At 74.4% G+C, this 22,486-nt stretch carries 26 protein-coding genes and 1 tRNA gene; 13 read left to right on the top strand and 14 right to left on the bottom strand.

Annotation, left to right across the window (positions count from 1 at the left end; all coding sequences use genetic code 11):
* Positions 1–34 precede the first annotated feature (34 nt).
* Both GGQ55_RS18585 and GGQ55_RS18580 read right to left on the bottom strand, forming a co-directional pair.
* Positions 35–862 carry an ABC transporter permease gene (locus tag GGQ55_RS18585; RefSeq protein WP_179719252.1) on the bottom strand — a complete coding sequence of 276 codons (828 nt, stop codon included), beginning with the start codon at positions 860–862 and terminating at the stop codon, positions 35–37.
* Complete coding sequence (locus GGQ55_RS18580) at positions 859–1,788, bottom strand: ABC transporter ATP-binding protein (RefSeq protein ID WP_179719250.1); 930 nt, start codon at positions 1,786–1,788, stop codon at positions 859–861. The genes GGQ55_RS18585 and GGQ55_RS18580 overlap by 4 nt, the downstream gene beginning before the upstream one ends.
* Before the next feature lie 197 nt (positions 1,789–1,985).
* Between GGQ55_RS18580 and GGQ55_RS18575 the strand changes: the two genes are divergently transcribed.
* A tRNA-Ile gene (locus GGQ55_RS18575) sits at positions 1,986–2,059 on the top strand.
* Positions 2,060–2,101: 42 nt separating this feature from the next.
* Here GGQ55_RS18575 and GGQ55_RS18570 read toward each other — a convergent pair.
* Positions 2,102–2,956, bottom strand: a complete 855-nt coding sequence (locus GGQ55_RS18570; protein ID WP_179719248.1) for a CbtA family protein — start codon at positions 2,954–2,956, stop codon at positions 2,102–2,104.
* Positions 2,957–2,973: 17 nt separating this feature from the next.
* Positions 2,974–3,192, bottom strand: a complete 219-nt coding sequence (locus GGQ55_RS18565; protein WP_179719246.1) for a CbtB domain-containing protein — start codon at positions 3,190–3,192, stop codon at positions 2,974–2,976.
* A gap of 205 nt (positions 3,193–3,397) precedes the next feature.
* Between GGQ55_RS18565 and GGQ55_RS18560 the strand changes: the two genes are divergently transcribed.
* From GGQ55_RS18560 to GGQ55_RS18545, 4 genes are all read left to right on the top strand, one after another.
* Positions 3,398–4,105 (top strand): (2Fe-2S)-binding protein, encoded by a 708-nt coding sequence (locus GGQ55_RS18560; RefSeq protein ID WP_179719243.1) that lies wholly within the window; start codon positions 3,398–3,400, stop codon positions 4,103–4,105.
* A 35-nt stretch (positions 4,106–4,140) separates the two neighbouring features.
* Complete coding sequence (locus GGQ55_RS18555; protein ID WP_179719241.1) at positions 4,141–4,521, top strand: hypothetical protein; 381 nt, start codon at positions 4,141–4,143, stop codon at positions 4,519–4,521.
* A gap of 12 nt (positions 4,522–4,533) precedes the next feature.
* Positions 4,534–4,722 carry a hypothetical protein gene (locus GGQ55_RS18550; RefSeq protein WP_179719239.1) on the top strand — a complete coding sequence of 63 codons (189 nt, stop codon included), beginning with the start codon at positions 4,534–4,536 and terminating at the stop codon, positions 4,720–4,722.
* A gap of 153 nt (positions 4,723–4,875) precedes the next feature.
* Positions 4,876–5,730 (top strand): hypothetical protein, encoded by an 855-nt coding sequence (locus GGQ55_RS18545; protein ID WP_179719238.1) that lies wholly within the window; start codon positions 4,876–4,878, stop codon positions 5,728–5,730.
* Between the two features lies 1 nt (position 5,731).
* Here the strand turns inward: GGQ55_RS18545 and GGQ55_RS18540 are convergent, their stop codons facing one another.
* The 5 genes from GGQ55_RS18540 to GGQ55_RS18520 form a co-directional block, all read right to left on the bottom strand.
* Positions 5,732–6,529: an alpha/beta fold hydrolase gene (locus tag GGQ55_RS18540; RefSeq protein ID WP_179719236.1), complete on the bottom strand. Its 798-nt coding sequence runs from the start codon at positions 6,527–6,529 to the stop codon at positions 5,732–5,734.
* A 74-nt stretch (positions 6,530–6,603) separates the two neighbouring features.
* On the bottom strand, positions 6,604–8,745 hold the full coding sequence (locus GGQ55_RS18535) for a glycine-rich protein (RefSeq protein ID WP_179719234.1): 2,142 nt from the start codon (positions 8,743–8,745) through the stop codon (positions 6,604–6,606).
* A gap of 169 nt (positions 8,746–8,914) precedes the next feature.
* Positions 8,915–9,628, bottom strand: a complete 714-nt coding sequence (locus GGQ55_RS18530; RefSeq protein WP_218859340.1) for an SRPBCC domain-containing protein — start codon at positions 9,626–9,628, stop codon at positions 8,915–8,917.
* Entirely contained in the window at positions 9,625–9,951 is a 327-nt protein-coding gene (locus GGQ55_RS18525) for an ArsR/SmtB family transcription factor (protein WP_179719232.1), read from the bottom strand. Before GGQ55_RS18525 ends, GGQ55_RS18530 begins: the two co-directional genes overlap by 4 nt.
* A gap of 103 nt (positions 9,952–10,054) precedes the next feature.
* Positions 10,055–13,201, bottom strand: a complete 3,147-nt coding sequence (locus GGQ55_RS18520; protein ID WP_179719230.1) for an acetyl-CoA carboxylase family protein — start codon at positions 13,199–13,201, stop codon at positions 10,055–10,057.
* A gap of 43 nt (positions 13,202–13,244) precedes the next feature.
* Between GGQ55_RS18520 and GGQ55_RS18515 the strand changes: the two genes are divergently transcribed.
* The 3 genes from GGQ55_RS18515 to GGQ55_RS18505 are packed head-to-tail and all read left to right on the top strand — an operon-like array spanning position 13,245 to position 14,957.
* Entirely contained in the window at positions 13,245–13,400 is a 156-nt protein-coding gene (locus GGQ55_RS18515; RefSeq protein ID WP_179719228.1) for a hypothetical protein, read from the top strand.
* A gap of 14 nt (positions 13,401–13,414) precedes the next feature.
* Positions 13,415–14,542, top strand: a complete 1,128-nt coding sequence (locus GGQ55_RS18510; RefSeq protein WP_281371694.1) for a serine/threonine-protein kinase — start codon at positions 13,415–13,417, stop codon at positions 14,540–14,542.
* A 31-nt stretch (positions 14,543–14,573) separates the two neighbouring features.
* On the top strand, positions 14,574–14,957 hold the full coding sequence (locus GGQ55_RS18505) for a VOC family protein (protein ID WP_179719224.1): 384 nt from the start codon (positions 14,574–14,576) through the stop codon (positions 14,955–14,957).
* A 4-nt stretch (positions 14,958–14,961) separates the two neighbouring features.
* On the opposite strand, the gene GGQ55_RS18500 is transcribed toward GGQ55_RS18505, so the two are convergent.
* Complete coding sequence (locus GGQ55_RS18500) at positions 14,962–16,488, bottom strand: serine/threonine-protein kinase (RefSeq protein ID WP_179719222.1); 1,527 nt, start codon at positions 16,486–16,488, stop codon at positions 14,962–14,964.
* Between the two features lie 106 nt (positions 16,489–16,594).
* Between GGQ55_RS18500 and GGQ55_RS18495 the strand changes: the two genes are divergently transcribed.
* Together GGQ55_RS18495 and GGQ55_RS18490 are read left to right on the top strand one after the other, a co-directional pair.
* A complete protein-coding gene (locus GGQ55_RS18495; protein WP_179719220.1) occupies positions 16,595–17,098 on the top strand; it encodes a mycothiol transferase in 504 nt (167 codons plus the stop codon).
* Between the two features lie 56 nt (positions 17,099–17,154).
* Positions 17,155–17,430 (top strand): hypothetical protein, encoded by a 276-nt coding sequence (locus tag GGQ55_RS18490; RefSeq protein ID WP_179719218.1) that lies wholly within the window; start codon positions 17,155–17,157, stop codon positions 17,428–17,430.
* On the opposite strand, the gene GGQ55_RS18485 is transcribed toward GGQ55_RS18490, so the two are convergent.
* Together GGQ55_RS18485 and GGQ55_RS18480 are read right to left on the bottom strand one after the other, a co-directional pair.
* Positions 17,427–18,245: a DUF2182 domain-containing protein gene (locus GGQ55_RS18485; RefSeq protein ID WP_366489666.1), complete on the bottom strand. Its 819-nt coding sequence runs from the start codon at positions 18,243–18,245 to the stop codon at positions 17,427–17,429. The two genes, GGQ55_RS18490 and GGQ55_RS18485, sit on opposite strands and share 4 nt — an antisense overlap.
* 4 nt (positions 18,246–18,249) lie before the next feature.
* Entirely contained in the window at positions 18,250–18,852 is a 603-nt protein-coding gene (locus tag GGQ55_RS18480) for a DUF1326 domain-containing protein (protein ID WP_179719216.1), read from the bottom strand.
* A gap of 113 nt (positions 18,853–18,965) precedes the next feature.
* Here GGQ55_RS18480 and GGQ55_RS18475 point away from each other — a divergent pair, with 113 nt between their 5' ends.
* Positions 18,966–20,150 carry an acyl-CoA dehydrogenase family protein gene (locus tag GGQ55_RS18475; RefSeq protein WP_179719213.1) on the top strand — a complete coding sequence of 395 codons (1,185 nt, stop codon included), beginning with the start codon at positions 18,966–18,968 and terminating at the stop codon, positions 20,148–20,150.
* A gap of 7 nt (positions 20,151–20,157) precedes the next feature.
* Here the strand turns inward: GGQ55_RS18475 and GGQ55_RS18470 are convergent, their stop codons facing one another.
* Positions 20,158–20,430, bottom strand: a complete 273-nt coding sequence (locus GGQ55_RS18470) for a hypothetical protein (RefSeq protein WP_179719211.1) — start codon at positions 20,428–20,430, stop codon at positions 20,158–20,160.
* 152 nt (positions 20,431–20,582) lie between these two features.
* On the opposite strand from GGQ55_RS18470, the gene GGQ55_RS18465 reads away from it, so the two are divergent.
* A complete protein-coding gene (locus tag GGQ55_RS18465) occupies positions 20,583–20,888 on the top strand; it encodes a hypothetical protein (RefSeq protein WP_179719209.1) in 306 nt (101 codons plus the stop codon).
* Positions 20,885–21,649, top strand: coding sequence for a lipase family alpha/beta hydrolase (locus tag GGQ55_RS18460; protein ID WP_179719207.1), 765 nt, complete (start codon positions 20,885–20,887; stop codon positions 21,647–21,649). The genes GGQ55_RS18465 and GGQ55_RS18460 overlap by 4 nt, the downstream gene beginning before the upstream one ends.
* A gap of 57 nt (positions 21,650–21,706) precedes the next feature.
* Here GGQ55_RS18460 and GGQ55_RS18455 read toward each other — a convergent pair whose 3' ends face one another.
* Entirely contained in the window at positions 21,707–22,480 is a 774-nt protein-coding gene (locus tag GGQ55_RS18455; protein ID WP_179719205.1) for a helix-turn-helix transcriptional regulator, read from the bottom strand.
* Positions 22,481–22,486 lie beyond the last annotated feature (6 nt).

The raw sequence follows: 22,486 nt of genomic DNA, 5'->3' as shown, positions 1-22,486 counted from the left end.
GCGGCGACGGGGTGAGCGACAGGCACGGGCGCGGTCAGGCGTCGCGCTTCTTCAGCACGACCAGCCCCGCCACCAGAGCGGCCGCCGCCCACGCGCAGAACACGGCGAAGCCCGTCCACGTGCTGAGCATGCCGGTGTCCGGGTGCACCTGGAACACGGAGGCCCCGGCGTTGCTCGGCAGGTAGGGCAGCACGTGCGGCTGCCAGCTGGTGGGCAGCAGCTGGGCCAGTCCGGGCACCACGAGGAGCAGAGCGAACAGGGTCGCGATCGTCCCGGCCGTGTTGCGCAGGGCGAACCCGAGCCCGAGCGCGAACAGCGCCACGACCGTGAGGTACAGCGCCACGCCCACGATCGGCCGGAGAGCGTGCGCCGCGCCGAGCGTCGTGCCGTGCGAGCCCAGCGCCGCTTGGCCCATGAAGAAGGCGACGAACGCGGAGACGAGCATGAGCACGAACGTCACGGCGGCGAAGACGACGGCCTTCGCGCCCAGCACCGGCCACCGGCGCGGCACGGCCATGAGGCTGGAGCGGATCATGCCGGTGGCGTACTCGCCGGTGACCACCAGCGCACCCAGCACGCCGATGACCAGCTGCGCCAGCATCACCCCGCGCAGGCTGACGCCGACCGGGTCGAAGTTCAGCCGCTCCTCCGGCCGGATCTCCGACCAGTGCGCGTTGGTGACGGCCGAGAACAACGCCCCGAGGCCGATCACGGCGAGCACGGCGACGGCGAGGGTGATCCAGCTCGAGCGCAGCGAGAACAGCTTGATCCACTCGGACGTCACGGCCCGCGGGAAGGTCACCCGCTCGCGGCGGGTGTCGGCGGGCGGTCGGCTCGTGGCCGGCGCGGTGGCGGTGGTCATGCCGTCGCCGGTCCTTCCGTGGTCGTGTGCGCGTGGTACTCGACCTCGTCGCGGGTCATGGTCATGAACGCCTCCTCGAGCGAGGCCTGCTGCGGGGTCAGCTCGTGCACGGCGACGCCGAGGTCGCGGGCGACGTCGCCGATGTGGGCGGCGGTCAGCCCGGTGACGTGCAGGACGCTGTCCTCGGTGCTGGAGACGGTCACGTCGGGCGCCGCCAGCGCGCCGCGCAGCCGCTGCGCCTCCGGGCTGCGGACGAGCACCGAGCTCCCCGAGGCGCTCCGGATGAGGTCGGCGATCGAGGTGTCGGCGATGAGCCGGCCGCGGCCCACCACGATCACGTGCTCGGCGGTGTCCTCCATCTCGCTCATCAGGTGGCTGGAGACGAAGACGGTGCGCCCCTCGGCCGCGAGCCCCTTGAGCAGCTCGCGCACCCAGCGGATGCCCTCGGGGTCCAGGCCGTTGACCGGCTCGTCGAGGATGAGCGTCGGCGGGTCACCGAGCAGCGCCGAGGCGATGCCCAGGCGCTGGCCCATGCCGAGGGAGAAGCCTCCGGCCCGCTTGCGCGCGACGTCTGCGAGGCCGACCAGGTCGATGACCTCGTCGACGCGGCTGCGGCGGATGCCGTGCGTGGCGGCCAGCGCGCGCAGGTGGTTGCGGGCCGAGCGGGAGGTGTGCACGGCTCGGGCCTCGAGCAGCGCGCCGACCTCGTGCAGCGGCGCGGGCTGGTCGGCGTAGGGCCGGCCGCCGATGGTCGCCGTCCCGGCGGTGGGGCGGTCGAGGCCGAGCACCATCCGCATCGTCGTGGACTTCCCGGCGCCGTTCGGGCCGAGGAAGCCGGTGACGACGCCGGGTTTGACGCTGAAGGTCAGCCCGTCGACGGCGGTCTTCTCGCCGTAGCGCTTGGTCAGCCCGCGGACCTCGATCACGAGGCACTCCTGGTTCTCATGACCACGACGCTAGGGACGACGACCGCTCCTGCCATCCGTCGACCGGTTGGACCCGGCCGCCTGCTCCCCTACGACTCCCGGCTCGCGGCTACGACCATCGGCTGACCTCCGCCACCGGAGCGTCTGGCAGGCTGGTGAGGCGCTCCCCTGCGGACAGAGGGCCTGGGGACCGCGCCGGGGCGGTAGCTCAGCTGGTCAGAGCATGGGACTCATAATCCCTGGGTCGTGGGTTCGAGCCCCACCCGCCCCACCCCCGTTTCTGCTGGTCAGACGCTTGCGACCACCGGGCGAGCTAGGCGTGAACGGAGCTGGGCGACCGCTCCGCGGACCGCCGGAGCAGCCGGTCGGCCAGCACGCCGAAGACCAGTCCGATCGCGCCCCAGAGGATGACCTGGGCGAGCAGCGAGTACAGCCGGAAGCCGGCCAGCACGTCGGCCGGGAAGCCTGGGAACACGATCGTGCCCTCGGCGTCCTCGAGCGGCAGCGGCGTCTCGGTGGCGTGGTGACCGTAGATGGCCACGTTGGCCGCGAGGTCGCCGGCCGAGGGGAGCACCGCCATGACGATCCCGATGAGGACGACGAACACGGCGCCGCCGGCGAGCGAGGCGTTCCAGGTGCCCAGCCGGGCCTGCAGCCGCCGGCCGACCGCCACCGCGACGATCAGCAGCACGATCGAGGTGGCGACCATGACCAGGTACAGCGTCCCGCGGACGGTGATGGTCTCCTCGTGCCCGATGGCCGGCGGGTTCGCCGGGTACTTCAGGAACGGCACGAGGAACACGCCGAGGAAGCCGCCGCCGGCGACCAGCAGCGCCAGCGACCGCGGGCCCAGCTGACCGACCCGGCCCAGCAGGACGACGTAGACGACGGCGACCAGCGCGCCCATGGCGACGCCGAACAGCACGATGCCGACGCCGGCGCCGAGGTTGCCCTGCACCGCCCGGCTGAAGATCTCGTGCTCGTGGTCACCGGTGGACACGCCCGCGGCGCGGTCCAGCGCTTCCTGCGCCTCGTGGCGACCGGACTCGTAGTCGATGGCCTGCTGGATCAGCGGCTCGGCGAAGATCCACGCGAAGACGAAGGCCAGGAGGCCCCCGATCGCCCCCGCGAGGACGCCGAACGCGATGAACGAGCGAGGGTGCGGCACTGCGCTCGCCGCCGGAGTCAGTGGCAGGGGAAGCCGAGGAAGTGCCGCGCGTCGTGCACGAACTCGTGGATGACGGTGTTGTTGCCGAACACCGAGGTCATGCCCTGGTCGACGCCGATGAAGTAGTAGGCGAGCACGGCCAGCACGGCGGTGCCGACCAGCCACATCGCCGCGCTGGGCAGCGAGACGACGACCGGCGTCCGGGCGGCGGTGGGGGTGCTGGACATGCTGCTCATGGCGTTTGACCTTCCTCCGGGGATTCCGCGTCCCCGCTCGGGATATGGGTGGCGGGAGGAGCAAGGTCTGACTCCCCGGCACTGCTGCCGGGTCACAGTGGCGCGACCGCGCTGGACTCTCACCAGCTTCTCGCCGCTCCCGCTGGGCCAGACGCTATGGGGCGGCCGCAGCGACGTCAATTCCGTCGTCCGACACACTGACGCCGTGGACGGCGAGGCGCAGCGGCAGGTCGTCGCCGCCCTCCCACCGGCGGCCGCCTACGGCCTGGTCGCCCCGCCCGGCTCTCCCCCGCTCCCGGTCCGCGAGCTCGCCGATGTCGACCGGCTGGGTGAGATCGTCGCCGCGCACGCGGCGCTCTACCCGGGTGCCTCGATCGGCGTGGCGACGACGGTCTGGTGGTACCTCGCCTCCGCCGTCCTGGCCGGTCCGCCGGCGGCCGGCGCCCTGGCCGGGGTGCCGCTGTCCGCCGATCCCGACGACCTCGACCTGCACGTCGGTCCGGCGGGCATGCCGGCCGCCGCGGTCTCCCGCAGGCTGGGTCCGGACGACGCCGGCCCGGCGCTCGGCGCCACCTTCGGCCTGCTCGTCGACGGCCTCTGCGCCCTCAGCGGTCTGCGTCCGCGGCCGCTCTGGGCGATCGCCACCGACTCGCTGGCGACCCGGCTGCTCGCGCTCGGGCGGGCTCAGCACCGGCTGGACCTCGCCACGACGCTCGCCCAGGAGCTCGTCGTCTCCAGCGGGGCGCCGGTCCCCGTGCCCCGGTTCGTCGACGTCGTCGGCGCCCGCTTCCTCGTCCGCAGCTCCTGCTGCCTGCTCTACCGCGCCGGGGGCGACCTCTGCACCTCCTGTCCCCGTCGCCCGTCCGGCGAGCGGCGGGCCCTGCTCGAACGGGCCGCGCCCGGCTTCCGCTGACCGGACTGTCGGACGCGGCGGCGAGAATCGGCTGCATGGCTGCCTTCTTCCTCCCGCGGGCGAGCGACGACGAGCAGGCCGAGCGGCTGTACGACGCGCTCGCCGAGTTCGCCGGCACCGAGCCCGCCCCTCACGGGCAGCGGGTGCAGTCGATGACGTTCACCCACGAGGGCGCCGAGTGGGTCGCCGCGGTCGGCGAGGAGCTCTCCGGACGGCGGACGACGCAGCAGCTGCGCCGCGGCGAGCTCATCGAGCGCACCGAGGAGCTGTCGTCGTCCTCGCGCGTGCTGGCGATCTACCCGGGCGCGCCGTTCGTCGTCGTCACCGACGCCCAGCCGATCACCGGGGCGGCGTCGGAGTGGGCGAACCCGTTCACCGCCCGGCCGGACCGGGTGACGTACTTCGACGCGACATGAGAGCCTCGCCCCGTGGCTGAGTACCGGCTCGACACCAAGTACGGCCCGATCGACGTCGTCACGAAGTCGATCGACGACGGCTGGGTCGCCTACGTCGAGCCCGACCAGCTCTCCGTGGAGCTCCCGCCGGACGACGGGCCGATCGCGTTCCTGGAGGACGAGGCGGTCGACCGGCTGCTGAAGCGCATCGATCGCAGCTGATCACTCGGCGTCACGACCACCCGGTCGCACGCTCGACGGACGCCGCCGCGACGCAATTCGTTCGCCCTCCCGTCGCCCGACCCGTGGACGGTCGGTGGCGGGGCAGCCCAGGATTGCCGCCGGAGGTGTTCCGAGGCTCGGGGGGGTCGCAGGATGAGCAGACCACCAGGCAGGCACCGTCGCGCCGGCCGCGGCACCTCCGTGATCGGCGCGGGCGCCGGGGTGCTCGGCGCCGCCGCCCTCGTCGCCGCCCTCCAGGCGGGTCTGCCCCCGGCCTCCGGCGCGACCTCGCTCTCGGCCACCAGCCGGCCGGTCTCCGGCGACGAGGCGTCGCCGACCGCCGGCCCGCTGGAGATCCCGACCATCGGCGTCGTCGCCCCAGGGTTCGACGACCCCTACCTGACCGTCGCTCTCAGCCCGCCGCCGACGACGACCGTGCCGCCCGCGCTCCTGCCAGCGTCGTGGTTCGTCGACCTCCCGCCCTCGCTCGACGTCGTCGACCCCGGCACGCCGCCCGACCCGGGGCCGGTCCTGGCCGATCCTCCGGCGCAGGACCCGATCGCGCCTCCGGCCGACCCCGGCACCTCGCCCGCGCAGCCGCCGGACGACGGGACGACGACGCCGACGCAGCCGGCGACCGAGACGCCGTCCCCGACCGAGAACCCGCCGGTCGCCGAGACGCCGCCGCCGACGACGGAAACCCCGCCACCGACGACGGAGACCCCGCCACCGAGCGAGACGCCGAGCGAGACGCCGACCGATCCCAGCTGCCCTGCCGCACCAACGGATGGCACGACCGACTCGACGACGACCGACGGCACGACCGATCCGACGACGGCCTGCCCGCCCGATCCGTGCGCACCTGCGGACGACCCGGCCACCGAGCCGACGGATCCGACGACCGACCCAGCGGTCACCGACCCCACCGTCACCGACCCGGCGACCGACCCCGCAGCGCCGACCTGCGAGCCGGCGGAGGCCCCGGCCACCCCGACCTCGACGCCCTGACTCAGGCCAGTCCGAAGAACCGGACCAGGTGCTCGGCCACCGTCTCCGCGGCGGTGTCGACGCCCTCGTGGTCGGCGTCGGCCATCTCGACCACGTCGGCGCGGGGCAGGGCCGTGCTCAGGTCCCGGACCACGGATGCTGCCCACGGCGGGCTCGCGGAACCCAGCATCAGCAGGACCGGCTGCACCACCGGACCGGCCAGCGCGGCCAGGTCGAGGGCCGCGAGCGCCTCGCCTTCGCGCACGAGCGTCCGGGAGGCGATGGCCAGGACGTCGTCCGGCCCGGGCGGCGCGTCGCGCAGCTCGGCCACCTGCTCCGGCGTCAGGCCGATCACCTCGATCAGGAAGCTCGCGATCGCCGGACCCGGGCGGCCGGCCGCGATCAGCGCCCGCAACCGGTCCAGCCAGTCGGCGGTCACGGTGACCGGTCCGGGCGGCTCGTAGAGAGCGATCCGCCGCAGCGGCGCACCGAGGCCCGCGGCGCCGAGGACGACGACGCCGCCGATGCTGTGCGCGAAGACGTCGATCGGCCCGTCCGTCGTCAGGTGCGAGGCGACCGCGCGCACGTCCTCGAACTCCCGCTGCAACGCGTACTCGGCACCGTCGCCGCTGCTCCCCCTCCCCCGCCGGTCGATCGCGGTGACCCGGAAGTGCGGCACGAGCTGCGCCCACAGCGGCGCGAAGCGCCACCGGCCGGACAGCCCGCCGTGCACCAGCAGCAGCGGCGGGCCGGACCCCGCCGTCACCAGGCCGATCGGGGTGCCGTCGTCGCTGCAGACCACCTCGCGGACGCCGTCCACGGCGGGCGACGCTAGTGCGCACGAAGCCGCCCGTCGTCCGGATTTCCCGACGACGGGCGGCCTGGCGGAACCGGTCAGCTCGTGCGGAACGTCCGGTCGGCGCCGTACGTGACTCCGTTGGCGCTCACCGCGACCACCCGGAAGTGATAGGTGGTGTGCCGCTTGAGCCCGGAGAGCGCGCTCTGGACGGTCTTGCTCGTCGTCCCCGAGCCGGCGGACGCCTTGGACGTGCTCTGCCCGTAGCTGGTGGTCGTGCCGTACTGGAAGAAGTAGACGGTGGTCGAGCCGCGGGGGTTGACCGCGCCGTGCAGCGTGGCCTCGGTGGTCCCGACGCCCGTGGCCGGCGAGGTGCTGGCCTGCGGCGCGGGCGGCTTCGGAGCGGCGGCGGTCGTGAAGGTGCGGTCGTCACCGGTCGTCGTCCCACCGGTGTTCGTCGCGACCAGGCGGTAGTGGTACGTGGTGCCAGGGGCGAGACCGGACACGGGCGCGGTCACGAACTGCTGGCCGGTGGTGGCGGACAGACCGGTCTCCGGGGTCGAGGACCCGTACCCGGTCCCCGTGCCGTAGTCGTAGTGGTAGGTCGTGCCGGCACCCTGCGGGTTCACCACACCGTTGAGCGTGCCGCCGGTCTGGCTCACCGAGCTCGCCGCACTGGTCGTCACCAGGGGCGGCGACTGCACGGGGGCGGCCGCGGTGGTGAAGCTCCGGACCTCTCCGACGGTGATCATGCCGTTGTCGGCGAAGGCGTCCAGCCGGTAGAAGTACTCGGTCCCCGGGGCGAGTCCGCTCAGCGGGAGCGAGACGAACTGCTGGCCCGTGGGCGAGGGCAGGTCGGGCCGGTCGGTGACGGACCCGAGGCCGAAGGGGTTCGTCCCGTACTCGAACTGGTAGCTCGTGGGAGCGCCGTTCGGGTTGACGACGCCGTTGAGGGTGGCGCCGGTCTGACCGACGCCGCTGGCCGAACCGGTCGTCACGGTGGGAGGTGCCTGGGTCGGTGCCGCCGCCGTGGTGAACGTGACCTCGCCGCCGTCGGCCGACTGGCCGGTGCCGTTGGTGGCGACCAGCCGGTAGTGGTACTCCGTGCTCGGCGCCAGCCCGGTGATCGTGCTGGAGACGGCCCGCAGCGCCGTGCCCGAGCCGGCATCGCCGGCGTCGGTGCTGACGGGATGGGTGCCGTCGGTCCAGTACTCGAAGTCGTACGTGGTCGGCAGACCCTCGGGGTCGACCACGCCGTTGAGGGTGGCGCCGGTCTGGCCGACGCCGCTGGCCGGCGTGGTGGTGGCCCGCGGCGGGACGGGGACGACATAGCTGATCACGATCCGCGGCGTGCCGCTGGTGTCGGTGGCGAAGGAGAACGCCTGACCGACCTTGGGGTTCACGAAGCTGGAGCCACCGCCACCACCCCCCGCGCGAGGGTCGCCGCCGCCTCCACCCCCCGCGCGAGGGTCGCCGCCGCCTCCACCGCCGCCACCGTGGTAGCCGCCTCCACCGCCGCCACCACCACCGGAGGCATAGAGGCCGGACGGGGTATAGCCGCCGTCCCCGCCAGTCCCCAGAGCGCCGGCCGTCGCGACCATCCCGGTGCCCAGCCCCTCGGCGCCTCCTGCCGCCGCGGTGGCGCCATGACCTCCCTGCCCGTCGACGATGGCCCCGGATCCCCCGTCCTGCCCGATCTCGGAACTGGAGCCTCCCGCCCCCACGCTGGAGGCGCCGCCCCCGCCGCCGGCCACGAGTACGCGCGACTCGAGGGATTCGCTCGCCATGCGGGACGTGGTCCGCACGTCCGAGGCGCCGCCACCGCCGGAGCCGCCGGAATTGCTTCCCGCGCCGCCCCCGTTGAATCCGCCTGGAACCAGCCCGACGGCGGTGGTGGGTTGAGCTGCGACGCCGTTGCCACCCACGTTCACGTACAGCGTCTGGCCAGGAGCAACGTCCGCGTCTGCCTCGACGACCGCGCCGGAGCCGCCGCGGATCGGCGGCGACTGCTCCACCTCTCCGCCGTGTCCGCCCACGGCGAGGACGTGGATGCTGGTCACCCCGTCCGGGACCACGAACGTCTGCTCTCCGCCGGTGTAGGAGAAGAACTGCGTCGTCGTCTCCGCCTGCGCTGCTGGTGCCAATGCGATGGCGGCAGAGCCCAGGCCGGTGACCAGGGCGGCGAGTGGAGCGATGCGGCGGCCGGTCCGGCCGCGGAGGTTCCGGGTCTGGGCGTTCACGAGAGGGCCTTCCGGCGGTCCGCCGGCACGCTGGATGGCCGGACGGTGACGACGCTAGAAACGCAGGTAGCGGCCCCCGCCGAAATCCTGAGTTCCGGTGCGGCTGACCCCTCATTTCCGCAGCGCAGAGCACCTGAGAGACGGTCTGAGGTGCCTCAGGCGATGAGCATCACACGCCAGGGCGGACCTCGACGGCGAGGAAGCCCTGCGCGACGCAGAGGTCGTCCTTCGTGGCGAGCTCCTCGACGTCGACGTCCCCGTGTTCGGGCCGCACCCGGACGACGGTCATCCCCGAGCCGTCCTCGCCGCCGAGCACCGGGCCGGCGGCCACCAGCAGCCCGCGCTCGCGCAGCCGGCCCAGGAACGCCAGGTGCTCGGCGAACTCCGGCTGGGCGAAGATCGAGGCGCCCTCCGGGAGCGAGGGACCCGGCCGGTGCAGCAGCGCGAACCAGCGGTCCTCGAGCAGGGCGGCGAACCGGGCGAGGACGACCGGCCAGCCCTCGTCGTAGTCGTCGCGGGCGGCCTGCGGTTCGGCCAGCCGCTCCCAGCCGTCGTGCTCGAGCGTGACGAGGGTGCGCTCGTCGTCGGGCTCGAAGGTCACGCGGACGCGGGTGGTGATCTCCGCCGCGCGACCGGGGTGCCAGGTGAGCTCGAGGGTGCCGGGCGGCTCCCAGGTGAGCACCTTCCCCCATACCGCGACCCGGTCTCCGGACCGCTCGACCAGCTCCCCGCCCTCGAAGGCGACCGTGCCGCCCTCGCCGAAGACGCTGTGGCCTGCGCCGAGCGGCCACCACTCGCCGATGCGCTCGGTGAACAGCGCGAACGCGCGCTCGGGCGGGGCGCCCACGACGACCTGACGGCGGACGGGCCGGACGGTGCTCACGGGCGGTTCCTCTCCTCGTCGTCCACGAACTGCGCGAAGGACGCCAGCGCGGTGTCCCACACCCCGGTGAGCCACTGCTGCAGCGGCGCGAGGGCGCCCGGAGCGAGCGCGTACAGGTTGCGGGTGCCGCGCGAGCGGTGCTCGACCAGCCCGGCGCCTTCAAGCACGCGCAGGTGCTTGCTGACGGCGGGGCGGCCCACCGGCAACCGGCCGGCCAGCTCCCCCACCGGCAGCGCGCCGTCGCGCAGGCACTCGAGGATCCGGCGCCGCATCGGGTCGCCGAGAGCGTCGAACGCGCCGTCTGCGGCCGATTGGTTGCTCATGGGTGACGGTTACCGTAGAGGAACCAAAGGTCCGCCGGCAACGTCCGGGCTCAGCACAGCGGTTCCTGGCTCACCTCCCGGCGTGAGCCAGGAACAGTCACGATCAGGGGAGCTGATCCCGGCCGGCCGCCGCCAGCGCCGCGCTGATCACCGCGCGGGTGTCGGCCGGGTCGATCACGTCGTCGATCTCGAACACGGAGGCGACGTTGAGCGCCTTGCCCTGCTCGTAGGCCTGCGCGACCAGTTCGGCGAAGCGCCGGGAACGGGCGGCGTCGTCGGGCAGCGCCTCGAACTCGCGGCGGTAGCCCAGCCGGACGGCGCCTTCCAGGCTCATCGGCCCGAACTCGCCGGTCGGCCAGGCGACGGTGAGCAGCGGTGCGCGCATGTCGCCGCCGGTCATCGCCATCGCGCCGAGGCCGTAGGCCTTGCGCAGGACGACGGCCACCAGCGGCACGGTGAGCGCGGCACCCGCGACGTACAGCCCGCCGAAGCGGCGGACGGTCCCGGTCGTCTCCGACTCCGGGCCGACCATGAAGCCGGGGGTGTCGACCAGGGAGAGCACCGGCAGCCGGTGCGTCTGGCACAGCCGCAGGAACGCCGCGGCCTTGTCCGCCGACTCGGCGTCGATCGCGCCGCCGAGATGCCGCGGGTCGTTGGCCAGCACCCCGACCGGCCGCCCGTCGAGCCGGGCCAGAGCGGTGACGATCCCCCGGCCGAAGGCGGGCCGCAGCTCGAGCACGCTGCCGGCGTCGGCGAGGGTCTCCAGCACCGGCCGGACGTCGTAGCTGCGCACCCGGTTGGCCGGCAGCAGGTGCCGCAGCCGCCGCTGGTCCGCGCCCTCCCCCGGCACGACCCGTCCGGTGAGCAGGCCGAGCGCGGCGCGGGCGGCGGCGACCGCGGCGTCGTCGTCCGGGACCACGACGTCGAGCACCCCGTTGGCCGTCTGCACCCGCACCGGGCCGACGTCCTCGGGCGCGACGACGCCCAGCCCGCCGGCCTCGATCATCGCCGGGCCGCCCATGCCGATGCTGCTGCCCTCGGTCGCGACGATCACGTCGCAGACGCCGACCAGGGCGGCGTTGCCCGCGAAGCAGTAGCCGCTCACCACCGCGATCGTCGGCACCTTCCCTGCCAGCCGGGCCATCGTCGTGAAGGTCGGGACGTCGAGCAGCGAGACGCCGGACGTGTCCGTGTCCCCGGGCCGCCCACCACCGCCCTCGGCGAACAGCACCACCGGCAGCCGGCGCTGCTCGGCCAGGGTCAGCAGCCGGTCGGTCTTGGCGTGGTTGACCTTTCCCTGAGTGCCGGCCAGCACGGTGTAGTCGTAGGCCAGGACGGCGCACGGCACCCCGTCGACCTCGCCGATCCCGGTCACCATGCCGTCGGCGGGCGTGCGGGCGACCAGCTCCTCGAGCGACCGCCGCCGGCGCTGCGCGGCGAGGCCCAGCGCGCCGTACTCGACGAAGGACCCCTCGTCGCACAGCGCCGCGACCACCTCCCGCGCGGTCCGCCGGCCCGCGGCGTGCCGCGCGGCCACGGCGTCCGGGCGGGCATCGTCCAGACCGGTGCGGTGCCGCTCCAGCGACTCGGCCAGCTCGGGCCGGATCGCGTCGAGATCGACCTCGCCGGCGTCCTCCTCGGCGGCCGCCTCGTCGGGGGCCGGGGACAGCCGGGCGAGCACGTCACCCTCGGCGACGACGTCGCCGACGGCGACCCGCAGGCCGCTCACCTCCCCCGCCGCCGGCGCCCGGACGACGTGCTCCATCTTCATCGCCTCGAGCACGAGCAGCGTCGTGCCGGCGGGCACGCGGTCGCCCTCGGCCACCGCGATCTCGACGACGACGCCCTGCAGCGGTGCGGCGACGACGTCGGCGTCGGTCGGCCGCTCGGCGAGCGCCGGAGGCAGCAGCTCGGCCAGGTGGGCGTCGAGGAAGTCGGTGGTCATCGTCGCGTCGGCGAGCTCCGGGCGGGCCAGCAGCGCGGCGAGCAGCGGCAGGTTCGTCGCCGGGCCGGCCACCTCGAACTCGGCGACCGCGCGGCCGGCGGCGGCGAGAGCGCGCGGCAGGTCGCGGTCGGCGACGACGACCTTGGCCAGCAGCGAGTCGTAGCGCGGGCTGACCTCGTCCCCGGCGACCACGCCGGCGTCCACCCGCACGCCCCGGCCGGCCGGCGGGACGAACCGCTCCAGGCGGCCGGCGGCGGGGTGCACGGTGCCGTCGGGGCGCAGGGTCTCGGCGTTCACCCGCGCCTGGACGGCGGCGCCGCGGATCTCGACCGGCCGGTCGAGACCGAGGTCGGCCAGCGTGGCGCCGCCCGCGAGCCGGAGCCCGACCTCCACCAGGTCCAGGCCGGTGACCTCCTCGGTGACCGTGTGCTCCACCTGCAGTCGCGGGTTGACCTCGAGGAAGGCGCACTCGCCGCCGCGCACGAGGAACTCCACGGTGGCCAGCCCGCGGTAGCCGACCGACCGGCCGAGGGCGACCGCGGCCTCGGTCAGCCGACGGCGCAGCGTGGGGTCCAGCGCCGGGGCCGGGGCGATCTCGACCAGCTTCTGCCGCCGGCGCTGCACGCTGCAGTCGCGGTCGCCGAGCGCGACCGCCGTCTCGCCGTCCCCGGCCACCTGCACCTCGACGTGCCGCGCTCCGGTCCACAGCTCCTCGAGGTGCACGTCGGCGACGCCGAAGGCGGCGCGGGCCTCCGACCGGCACCGATCGAGCGCCTCGGGCAGCTCCTCGGCCGACCGCACCGGCTGCTGGCCGCGGCCACCGCCCCCGGCCAGCGCCTTGACCATGACCGGTCCGACCTCGCGCAGGAACGCACGGGCCTCGTCCAGGTCGGTCGGGCCGTCGGTCGCACGGAGCACCGGGACGCCGAGCTCCCGCGCCCGTGCCCGCGCGCGGCCCTTGTCGCCGAACAGCTCCAGCGCCGACGGGTCGGGGCCGACGAGGACCAGCCCGGCCTCGGCGCAGCGGCGGGCCAGCTCGGCTGACTCGGCGAGGAACCCGTAGCCCGGGTGGACGGCGTCGGCGCCCGACCGCGTCGCGGCCGCCACGATCGCCGCGACGTCGAGGTAGGCGGCCGGTCCGGCGCCGGCCAGCCGGACGGCGTCGTCGGCGCGTCGCACGTGCAGCGATCCGGCGTCGTCGGCCGGGGCGACCGCGACCGTGCGCAGTCCGAGGGCCGCCGCCGTCCGCAGGATGCGGACGGCGATCTCGCCCCGGTTGGCCACCAGGAGCCGGGTGATCGGCATCCGCCGGAGTGTAGGTCGCGAGGTCACGGGGCAGATCCGCGCCATGACGACGCCCGAACCCAACGAGACCACCGCCCCGCCCAGCCTGCCCGAGCCGCGCGACATCGCGCTGGAGATGGAGACCCCGGAGCAGGCCGAGGAGCTGGAGGCGCAGAGCAGCCCCGAGGCCGGCACCGCCGACCAGGAGGAGGAGCGGTAACGGCCGACCGCGTCCTGGGCGGGCGGTACGCGCTCACCGACGTCCTCGGCCGCGGGGGCATGGGGGTCGTCTGGCGGGCGACCGACCAGGTGCTGCACCGCCAGGTCGCGATCAAGGAGCTGACCTTCGCGATCGGGCTGACCGACGAGGAGCGCGGGGTGCTGCGCGAGCGCACCCTGCGCGAGGCGCGGGCGGCGGCCCGGCTGGACCACCCGCGCGTCACGACCGTCTACGACGTGGTCGAGGAGGACGGCAAGCCCTGGCTGGTGCTCGAGCACGTCGACGCCGACAGCCTGCAGTCGCTGCTCGAGCACGGCGGGCCGCTCTCGCCGCGGGCGGTGGCGACGATCGGCCTCGACGTCCTGTCGGCGCTGGAGGCCGCGCACGCCGCCGGCATCGTGCACCGCGACGTCAAGCCGGCCAACGTGCTGGTGGAGCGCGACGGGCACGCCTGCCTGACCGACTTCGGCATCGCCACGAGTCTGGGTGAGACCCCGCTGACGACGCAGGGCGCGCTGATCGGCTCGCCGTCGTTCATGTCCCCCGAGCGCCTGCACGGCGACGAGCCCGGGCCGGCGATGGACCTCTGGTCGCTCGGCGCGACCCTCTACGCGGCCGTCGAGGGCCGCCCGCCGTTCAGCCGCGGCGAGCCGATGGCCACCGCGATGGCGGTCGTCGCGGAGGACCCGGCGCCGATGGTCCGGGCCGGCCCGCTCGAGCCGGTGGTGCGCGCGCTGCTCGCCAAGGATCCCGCCCGGCGCAGCACCGCCGCCCAGGCGCGGGAGGGGCTGCAGGCGGTGCTCGCCGGCGCCGAGGTGCCGCCGACCACACCTCCGCCTCCGCCGCCCCCGCCGGTGGCGCACGAGTCGGTGCACCGCTTCGACGCGGCGGACCTCAAGCAGCTGGCCGCGGCCTCGGCGGCGGTGCTCGGCTCGGTCGCCCGCGACGCCCGCGACCAGGCCCGGACGCTGGTCGAGCGGCGCCGGCAGACCGCGGCCGGGCGGCCGCCGTCAGCCCCCCAGCGCCGGCGGCGGTTCAAGAAGCGGTGGGTCGTCGTCCCGGTCGTGACGGCGCTGGTCGTCGTCCTCGCCGTCCTGGGCGGCCTGGTCTGGCTGGTGCTGCACGTCCTCGGGCTGGGCTGAACCTGTCGGCAGGAGGACGCAGGATGCGCGCGTGAAGATCAACCACCAGGTGGTCGTGTTCGACGCGGCCGACCTCGAGGCCGAGAGCCGATTCTGGGCGGGCGTGCTCGGCGGCACCGTCGACGCCGAGGACGACTGGCACATGGTGATGGTCGACGGCGCACCGCGGGTCGGCGTCCAGCTCGCGCCGGACCACGTGCCGCCGGACTGGCCGGACGGCACGCCGCCGCAGCAGATCCACCTGGACCTGTGGGTCGAGAACTTCGACGAGGCGCACGCCACCGTGACGTCGCTGGGCGCGACGGTGCTGAAGCCGGTCGAGGAGGGGCCCGCGCCGGACGCCTTCCAGGTCTACGCGGACCCCGCCGGGCACCCCTTCTGCCTGTGCTGGATCACGGCCGACCAGCCCGCGTGACGGGTCAGGTGCCGGCCGGTCCGGTGAACGGCGCCTGGCTGAACCACTCCTCGGCCAGCTCGGCGTGGGTGTGCTCCGCCCACTCCAGGATCACCACGTAGAGCGCCTTGTCGGGCTGGTTGAACATGATCCACTGCCAGATGAACTGGGGGTCGTCCTCGCTGAGCAGCCGGATCCCCGCCCGCGCGTTGCCGATCCCCCAGCTCTGCGGCGAGTCGGCGGCGTCGCCCTGCTCCAGCTCAGCCCGCCGCGCGTCGCGTGCCGCGACGTCCGGGTAGTGCGTCACCTCGGCGGTGATGCCGTTGTCGTAGCTGCAGGTGACGCCGACGTCGGCGTGCACGTCGTCGGCGAACGCGGTGGGCGCGCAGGAGCCGCCGCCCCAGCCCTCATCGGCCGGCGTTGCCGGCAGCAGGCTCGGGAAGTCGTCGACGACGAACTGCGCCTGGCCCCAGTCCTGCAGCCCGCCAGAGCGGGACTGCGAGGTCGAACCGGTCGCGGCCGGGCCGTTCCCCGGGTCCTCCGCCTCCCCCCGCCACGGCGCGATCACGAGCACCGCGACGCCGATGGTGATCACGACCAGCACGGCAGCGGCGGCCACCAGCGGACCGCGTCGCGACCGGGCCGGGGCGGTCGGGTGCTGCGGAGGAGGCGGCACCGGCACCGGTCCGACCGAGGTCTCCGGCGCCGGCACCCGCGCCGGCCAGCAGGCGCGGGCCGCGGCGACGAGTTCCGCGCAGGAGCGGTAGCGGTCGGCCGGGTCCTTGGCCATCGCGCGGGCAAGCACCCCGCTGATCGCGGGCGGGAGGTCGGGCCGCACGGCACGCACGTCCGGCGGCGGCGCGTGCACGACGGCGTACAGGAGAGCGGGCAGCGAGTCGGCGTCGAAGGCGCGGCGCCCGGTGAGCAGCTCGAACAGGACGGCGCCGAGCGAGTAGACGTCGGCCCGCGCGTCGATCGCCGCGCCGCTCACCTGCTCCGGGGCCGCGTAGGCGAAGGAGGCCACCACCTCGCCGTCCTGGGTGAGCGCCGAGGAGGCGGTCATGTCCCGGCCGATGCCGAAGTCGGTGAGCATCACCCGCTCGCCGCCGCCCGGGATCTGGGCCAGCGGGATGTTGGCCGGCTTGACGTCGCGGTGCAGCAGCCCGCACGCGTGCGCGTGGTCCAGGGCGTTGCCGATGGCCGCGACGATGTCGAGGGCGCGCTCGGGCGGCAGCGCCCCGGACCGCTCCAGCAGCGTGGCGAGGTCGGGCCCGGGGACGTACTGCATCGCCATCCACAGCAGGTCGCCCTGCTGCCCGCGGTCGCGCACGTCGACCACGTTGGGGTGCGACAGGCGGCTCAGCAGCTCGGCTTCCCGCTCGAACCGGGCGCGCATCGCGGGGGTGGCGGACAGGCCCGCGTGCAGCACCTTGAGGGCGACGTCGCGGGGCAGCGTGGGGTGCCGGACGAGGTAGACCGAGCCCATGCCGCCGGCGCCGAGCTGCTCGCGGACGACGTAGCCGCCGATGACCGTGCCCGTCGAGATCTCCACGCCCGTCCCCGTCGTCGGCCGACCCGTGCTGGGCAGTGTCGGCATTCCGGGGGCCGTCGTCCACCCTCCGGTGTTCGCCGCACCGCACCGGGGGTAGCGGCAGCGCATGCGAAGCCGAGACCTGCTGCTCTACGCCTACGACCAGATCCAGGGCACCCTGAAGCGCGCCCTCGACGGGCTGACCGCCGAGCAGCTCACCGCCCGGGTCGGGCCCGAGGCGAACACCATCGCCTGGCTCGCGTGGCACCTGGTCCGGGTGCAGGACGACCACGTCGCCGAGGTCGCCGGCCGGGAGCAGGTCTGGAAGGCGGGCGGCTGGGCCCGTCGCTTCGACCTGCCCTTCGACGACGACGCCACCGGCTACGGCTTCGGTCCGGACGACGTCGCCGCCGTCCGCGTCGAGTCGCCGCAGCTGCTGCTCGACTACGCGGCCGCCGTCCACGAGCAGTCGAAGGACTTCCTGCGGGGGCTCTCGGACGACGACCTCGACCGGGTCGTCGACGAGCGCTGGGACCCGCCGGTCACCCTCGGCGTCCGCCTGGTGAGCGTGCTCTCCGACGACCTGCAGCACACCGGCCAGGCCGCCTACCTGCGCGGTCTGCTCACCTAGGCGGTCGACGACGCGCCGGCCATCGGGCCCAGCGAGCGACCGTTAGCCTGCGCGACGTGGTCGAGCCGGGCGGCAGCGGGGGACCCACGCCGAAGCAGGGCGACTACGTGCGGATACTCCCGCACGCCCACGACCAGGCGGACGGCAATCCGCCGTTCGGCATGGTCGGGGAGAGCCTGCCCGTCGGCGGGCTGCTGGTCGCCCAGGCCGGCGCTGGTCTCGGTGTGTTCGCTCGGGAGGACCTCCAGCCGGTGTCCCCCGAGGACATCCCGGCGGATGCTCTCGCGGACATCCGCCGACGGGCCGGCCTGACACCGCCGGACCCCGGTTAGGGCGCCATCTCGGTCATCGAGGCGCTGCCGGGCACGGTGAGCGCCGGGATGGCGTCGGGCGCGACGAGGAGCAGCACGCCGAGCGCGAGCAGCAGCGCCGTCGTCCCGTAGGTCGCGACCCGCCGCCAGGGCAGCGTCTTCTCCACGGCGATGATCCCGGCGACGACGGCCATCCAGACGATGCTCATGACCCCGAGCGCGAACAGCGACGCCATCAGCGCCCAGCAGCAGCCGACGCACCAGGCGCCGTTCTTCGCGCCCATGCGCAGCGCGCCGGCCGGGCCGTCGCGCCACGAGCCGAGGAGCAGCCCGAGCGGGCTGCGGCACTTGCCGAGGCACACGTCCTTGAGCGGGGTCAGCTCGTACACGGCGGCGACGATCAGCGTCGTCCCGGCGACCCAGCGGCCGGCGCGGTCCCAGGCGAGCACGTCGCCGGCCAGCGCGTTCACCAGCGCCACGGCTCCGAAGGCGACGAGGCCGGCGACGGCCCACGTGAGCAGGTAGCCGGCGACGAAGACCAGCGGCTGCAGCGGCGCGCGCGAGCGGGTCATGCGGGAGTAGAGAGCCACCGTCGGCGCGACCGACGGGAACATCATCGCGGCCATCATCACGACCCAGACGCCGAGGAACCAGCCGAGCGCGCCGAGGGCGGTCCACGGGCCGTCGTCCATGCCCTGCATCTCGCGGACCGTCCACCACCAGCCGACCGCGGCCAGGACGAACAGCAGCGCGACGAGGCCGAGCCGCACGCGCACGGCGGCGAAGGCGGGGGCCAGTCCCTCGCCGGCGGCCCGGGCCTGCGCCGGGGCGCTCACGCCGTCACGCGGCCCAGCTGAACTCCGACGTGGACAGTCCGGTCTTCCCCTCGTAGCGGATGCCGAAGGCGTCGATGCGCGAGCGCTTCGCCTCGGCCATCGTCAGGTTCGGGGCGACGGGGTGGAACATGCCGTCGAAGCGGACCGGCGTCCCGTCCGGCTTGCCGAACGGGACGATGTCCTCGATCTCGAAGTCGATGACGTCGCCGACGCGCACCCCGTGCCGCAGCCCGTCTCCGGAGATGGTGATCGGCGCCCGCTCCACGCCGAGCATCTCCCCCACCAGCGGGCCGAGCGCGGCCATCGGGCCGCCGAGCTGGCCGCCGTAGACCTGGACGAGCTTGTCGAACTGCTCGTCCGACGCGCCGTCGTCGATGAACACGCCCAGCCGCCAGTTGCCGTCGGTCATCACCTTCGGGGTGTCGGCGATCAGCACGACCCGGCGGCCGCCGACATCCGTGCCCTCGACCTGCCCCTCGCGGATGTCCCAGGCGAGGACCACCCGGCAGTAGTCGTAGGTGGCGCCGTGGTCGAGCGACGTGTTGCACGGGCACATCAGCTCGCAGGAGCAGGTCTCCGCGTAGCTGCCTTTCAGGTTCCACGACATGGCGGGCTCCTTCCGCGCGCCGGTCAGTGTCGACCCGCCCTCTCCGACCGGTCAACGGCGCCGGAAGTGATCACCGACGAGCGGCACCGACCGTGTCCCGTTAGCGTCGCGCCGTGACCTCGCCGACCGACTTCTACGCCTTCGAGGACCTGCTGGAACCCGACGAGATCGCGATCCGCGACCGGGTGCGCGCCTTCTGCGAGCAGGAGGTCACCCCGCGGATCAACGACTACTGGGAGCGCGCGCAGTTCCCCTTCGAGCTGGTGCCGAAGATCGCGGAGCTGGGCATCTCCGGCGGCACCGTCGAGGGCTACGGGTCGCCGGGCATGAGCGCGGTCGCCGCCGGTCTCGTCGCCGCCGAGTGGGCGCGCGCCGACGGCAGCATCGGCACCTTCTACGGGGTGCACAGCTTCCTGGCGATGCAGTCGATCGCGATGCTGGGCTCGGCGGAGCAGCGGGAGCGCTGGCTGCCGCAGATGGCTCGGCTGGAGAAGATCGGCGCGTTCGGGCTCACCGAGCCGCGGCACGGCTCCGACGCCGTCGGCCTGGAGACCTCGGCCCGCCGGGACGGCGACTCCTACGTCCTGAACGGCCAGAAGAAGTGGATCGGCAACGGGTCGATCGCCGACTACGTGCTCATCTGGGCCCGCGACGAGGAGGGGAACGTCGGCGGGTACGTCGTCGAGAAGGGCACCCCGGGCTACACGGCGACGGTGATGACCGGGAAGACGGCGCTGCGGGCGGTGTGGCAGGCCGAGATCACCCTCGACGACGTCCGGGTGCCGGCCGAGAACAGGCTGGAGAACTGCCGCTCGTTCAAGGACGTCTCGACGGTGCTCGACCGCACCCGGTACACCGTCGCCTGGCGTGCCCTCGGCCTGGCGACGGCGTCCTACGAGCTGGCCCTGGCGCACGCCCTGGAGCGCGAGCAGTTCGGGCAGCCGATCGCCGGCTACCAGCTGGTGCAGGACAAGCTGGCCCGGATGCTGGCGGAGATCACCGCGATGCAGCTCATGTGCTGGCGGCTGTCGAAGCTCGCCGACGAGGGCCGGATGACCGCGGCGATGGCCTCGATGGCGAAGATGAACCACGCCGCGAAAGCGCGGGCGATCGTCGCCGACGCGCGCGACATCCTCGGCGGCGACGGGATCCTGCTCGAGCACCACGTCGCCCGGCACCACGCGGACATGGAGGCGGTGTTCACCTTCGAGGGCACCGACTCCGTGCAGGCCCTCATCGTCGGCCGGGAGATCACCGGCCTGTCGGCGATCAGCGGACGGCGCCCCGACCGCCGCTGACCGCGCGTCAGCTCGCGGTCGTCAGCGTCTTCGTGAGCACCGGCACGACGGCGGTGATGCGCACGCAGTCCGGGCACGCGGTGCGGCCGACGCCGACGCGCTCCCAGTGCTGCGATCCCCACACCTGCACGATGGCCCCGCAGACCGCGAGCTCCACCTCCCCGTCCAGCTCGTCCGGCGGCCGGTGGGCCGCGACTGCGTGCCAGGGCCGGGTGTCCTCGACCGGCCTCCCCCAGGACCGGCGGTCGGGTCGCGCGAACCCGACGGCGTAGCTCTCCACGGGAGTGCTGTGCCCCACCTCACAAGCGATCAATCCCGCCGGACGAGGAATTTCGGACGAGATCGGTCCGCCTGGGGGTCGTCGGTGGGACGCCGCTCCACGCGGGGCTCCTCGGCGCTACCGTCGGACGCGAGCGAGGAGGAGGGACACCGGTGGAACCAATCACCCTGGTGGTGGGTGCGGCGCTGCTGGCCGCGGGCTTCGTGGGCGGGCGGCTGTCGCGTCGCCGCCCGACCGGGCCGCCCCCGCCGGTGACCCCGATCTGCGGTTGCGGGCACCCCCTGAGCCAGCACGACACCGAGACCTCGACCTGCTACGCCGAACTGCGCCGCGAGACCTTCGACCGTCGCGGTCGCTTCGCGGGCCACACCTGGGTGCCGTGCACCTGCCGGCAGTACATCGGCCCCCGGCCGATCGACGAGGTGTTCCTCCCCCGACTGCTCCCGCCGACCGAGTGAGCCGCCCGATCGACCGCCGGCTGCTGGCGGCGACCGAGCCGCTGCGCGCCGCCGCCAGCGCCGGCGCGTTCGCCGCTGCCCTGCCGGTGCTCGCCTTCGCCCCGCGCGGCGACCGGCACCCCGTGCTGGTGCTGCCGGGGCTGGGGGCGACGGACCTGTCCACCGGGACGCTGCGCCGCTGGCTGCGCAGTCTCGGCTATCCCGTCGTCGGCTGGGAGCTGGGCCGCAACCGCGGGCCGACCCAGGAGGTGGTCGACGAGCTGCCGCGTCTGCTCGCGCGGCTGCACGCGCAGCACGGGTCGCCGGTGAGCATCGTCGGGCAGAGCCTCGGCGGCATCTACGCCCGGCGGCTGGCGCTGCGTGCGCCGGCCCAGGTCCGGCAGGTGATCACCCTCGGCTCGCCGTTCGCCGCTTCCCGGCCGGAGCCGGGTTCGCCGGCCGCGCGGGTGTTCGAGCGCTACCGGCCGCTGCACTCGACCCGGCGGCTGTCGACGTCCCGGACTCCGCTGCGCCGCGCGCTGCCGATGCCGAGCACGTCGATCTACTCCCGCTGGGACGGCGTCGTCCCCTGGCGGGCGTGCCTGCAGGAGACCGGGCCGACCAGCGAGAACATCGCCGTCCGGGCGAGCCACCTGGGCATGGGGCTCGATCCGGCCGTGCTGTGGGTGGTCGCCGACCGGCTCGCCCAGCCGGCCGACGCGTGGCGGCCGTTCCGCCGTCCGACCCGCCTCGGCCTCGGCGTCCTCTTCCCCGACGACTGAACGGAGTGCCAGGGGCGCAGAAACCGCGCCGTGGCACTCCGAGTCGACGGCGGCGGCCTACCTGCGGGAGCGCTGAGCGGGCGGCCGCGGCAGCGCGATCGCTGCCGCGGCCGCCACGCTGTGCACGCCGAGCCGCTCGCGCACGTGCTCCATGTGCTTGCGGACGGTGCCCACCGACACGTATAGCTGCGCGGCGATCTCGGCGAACGCGAACCCCGCCGCCGCCAGCTCCAGCACCTCCCACTCCCGCGGCGTGAGGTCCGGGACGCCGCGCCGCCGTTGCTCGGCGGCCAGCCAGATCTCCTGCAGGTGCGGGCGCAGCAGCGCGACCACCTGCCGGTCCCGCTCGGTGAAGGCCGGGTCCGCGCTGCGCTGGAAGCACAGCCGGCGGGCCTCGCTGCGCGGCGCCGGCAGCGACACGATCATCGAGTACCGGACCTCGCTCATGACCTCGCTCAGCGGGTCCGCCCGCCAGGCCCGGTCGGTCGGGTAGAAGTCGTCGCTGTGGATGACCGTGCGCAGATCGCCGGCGCGCTGCGGCCACGAGCACATGGCCGTCGGCCAGAGCTGCCACAACGGCTCGGCGGCCGGTGACCGCCCCGGCCACTCCACCCCCGTGGGCCCGCCTGGGTCGGCCCAGTGGATCACCCGGCACTCGTGGGCCCCGGGCCGGTGGTGCTGGTAGCTCACCCCGTGATCGCACGGGACCAGCTCCTGCAGGCCGATGAGCAGCGCATCCGGCATGGCCGGCCCCTGCGGATCCCGCAGGCTCTCCTCGATCACCCGCAGCATGAGGTCGGCGTCCTTCTCCCGCAGGTGGCCGCTGTCCATGGCGCC

The sequence above is a fragment of the Petropleomorpha daqingensis genome, from assembly GCF_013408985.1.
Classification (GTDB): Bacteria; Actinomycetota; Actinomycetes; order Mycobacteriales; family Geodermatophilaceae; genus Petropleomorpha; species Petropleomorpha daqingensis.
This window is presented reverse-complemented; position numbering and strand designations above follow the sequence as displayed.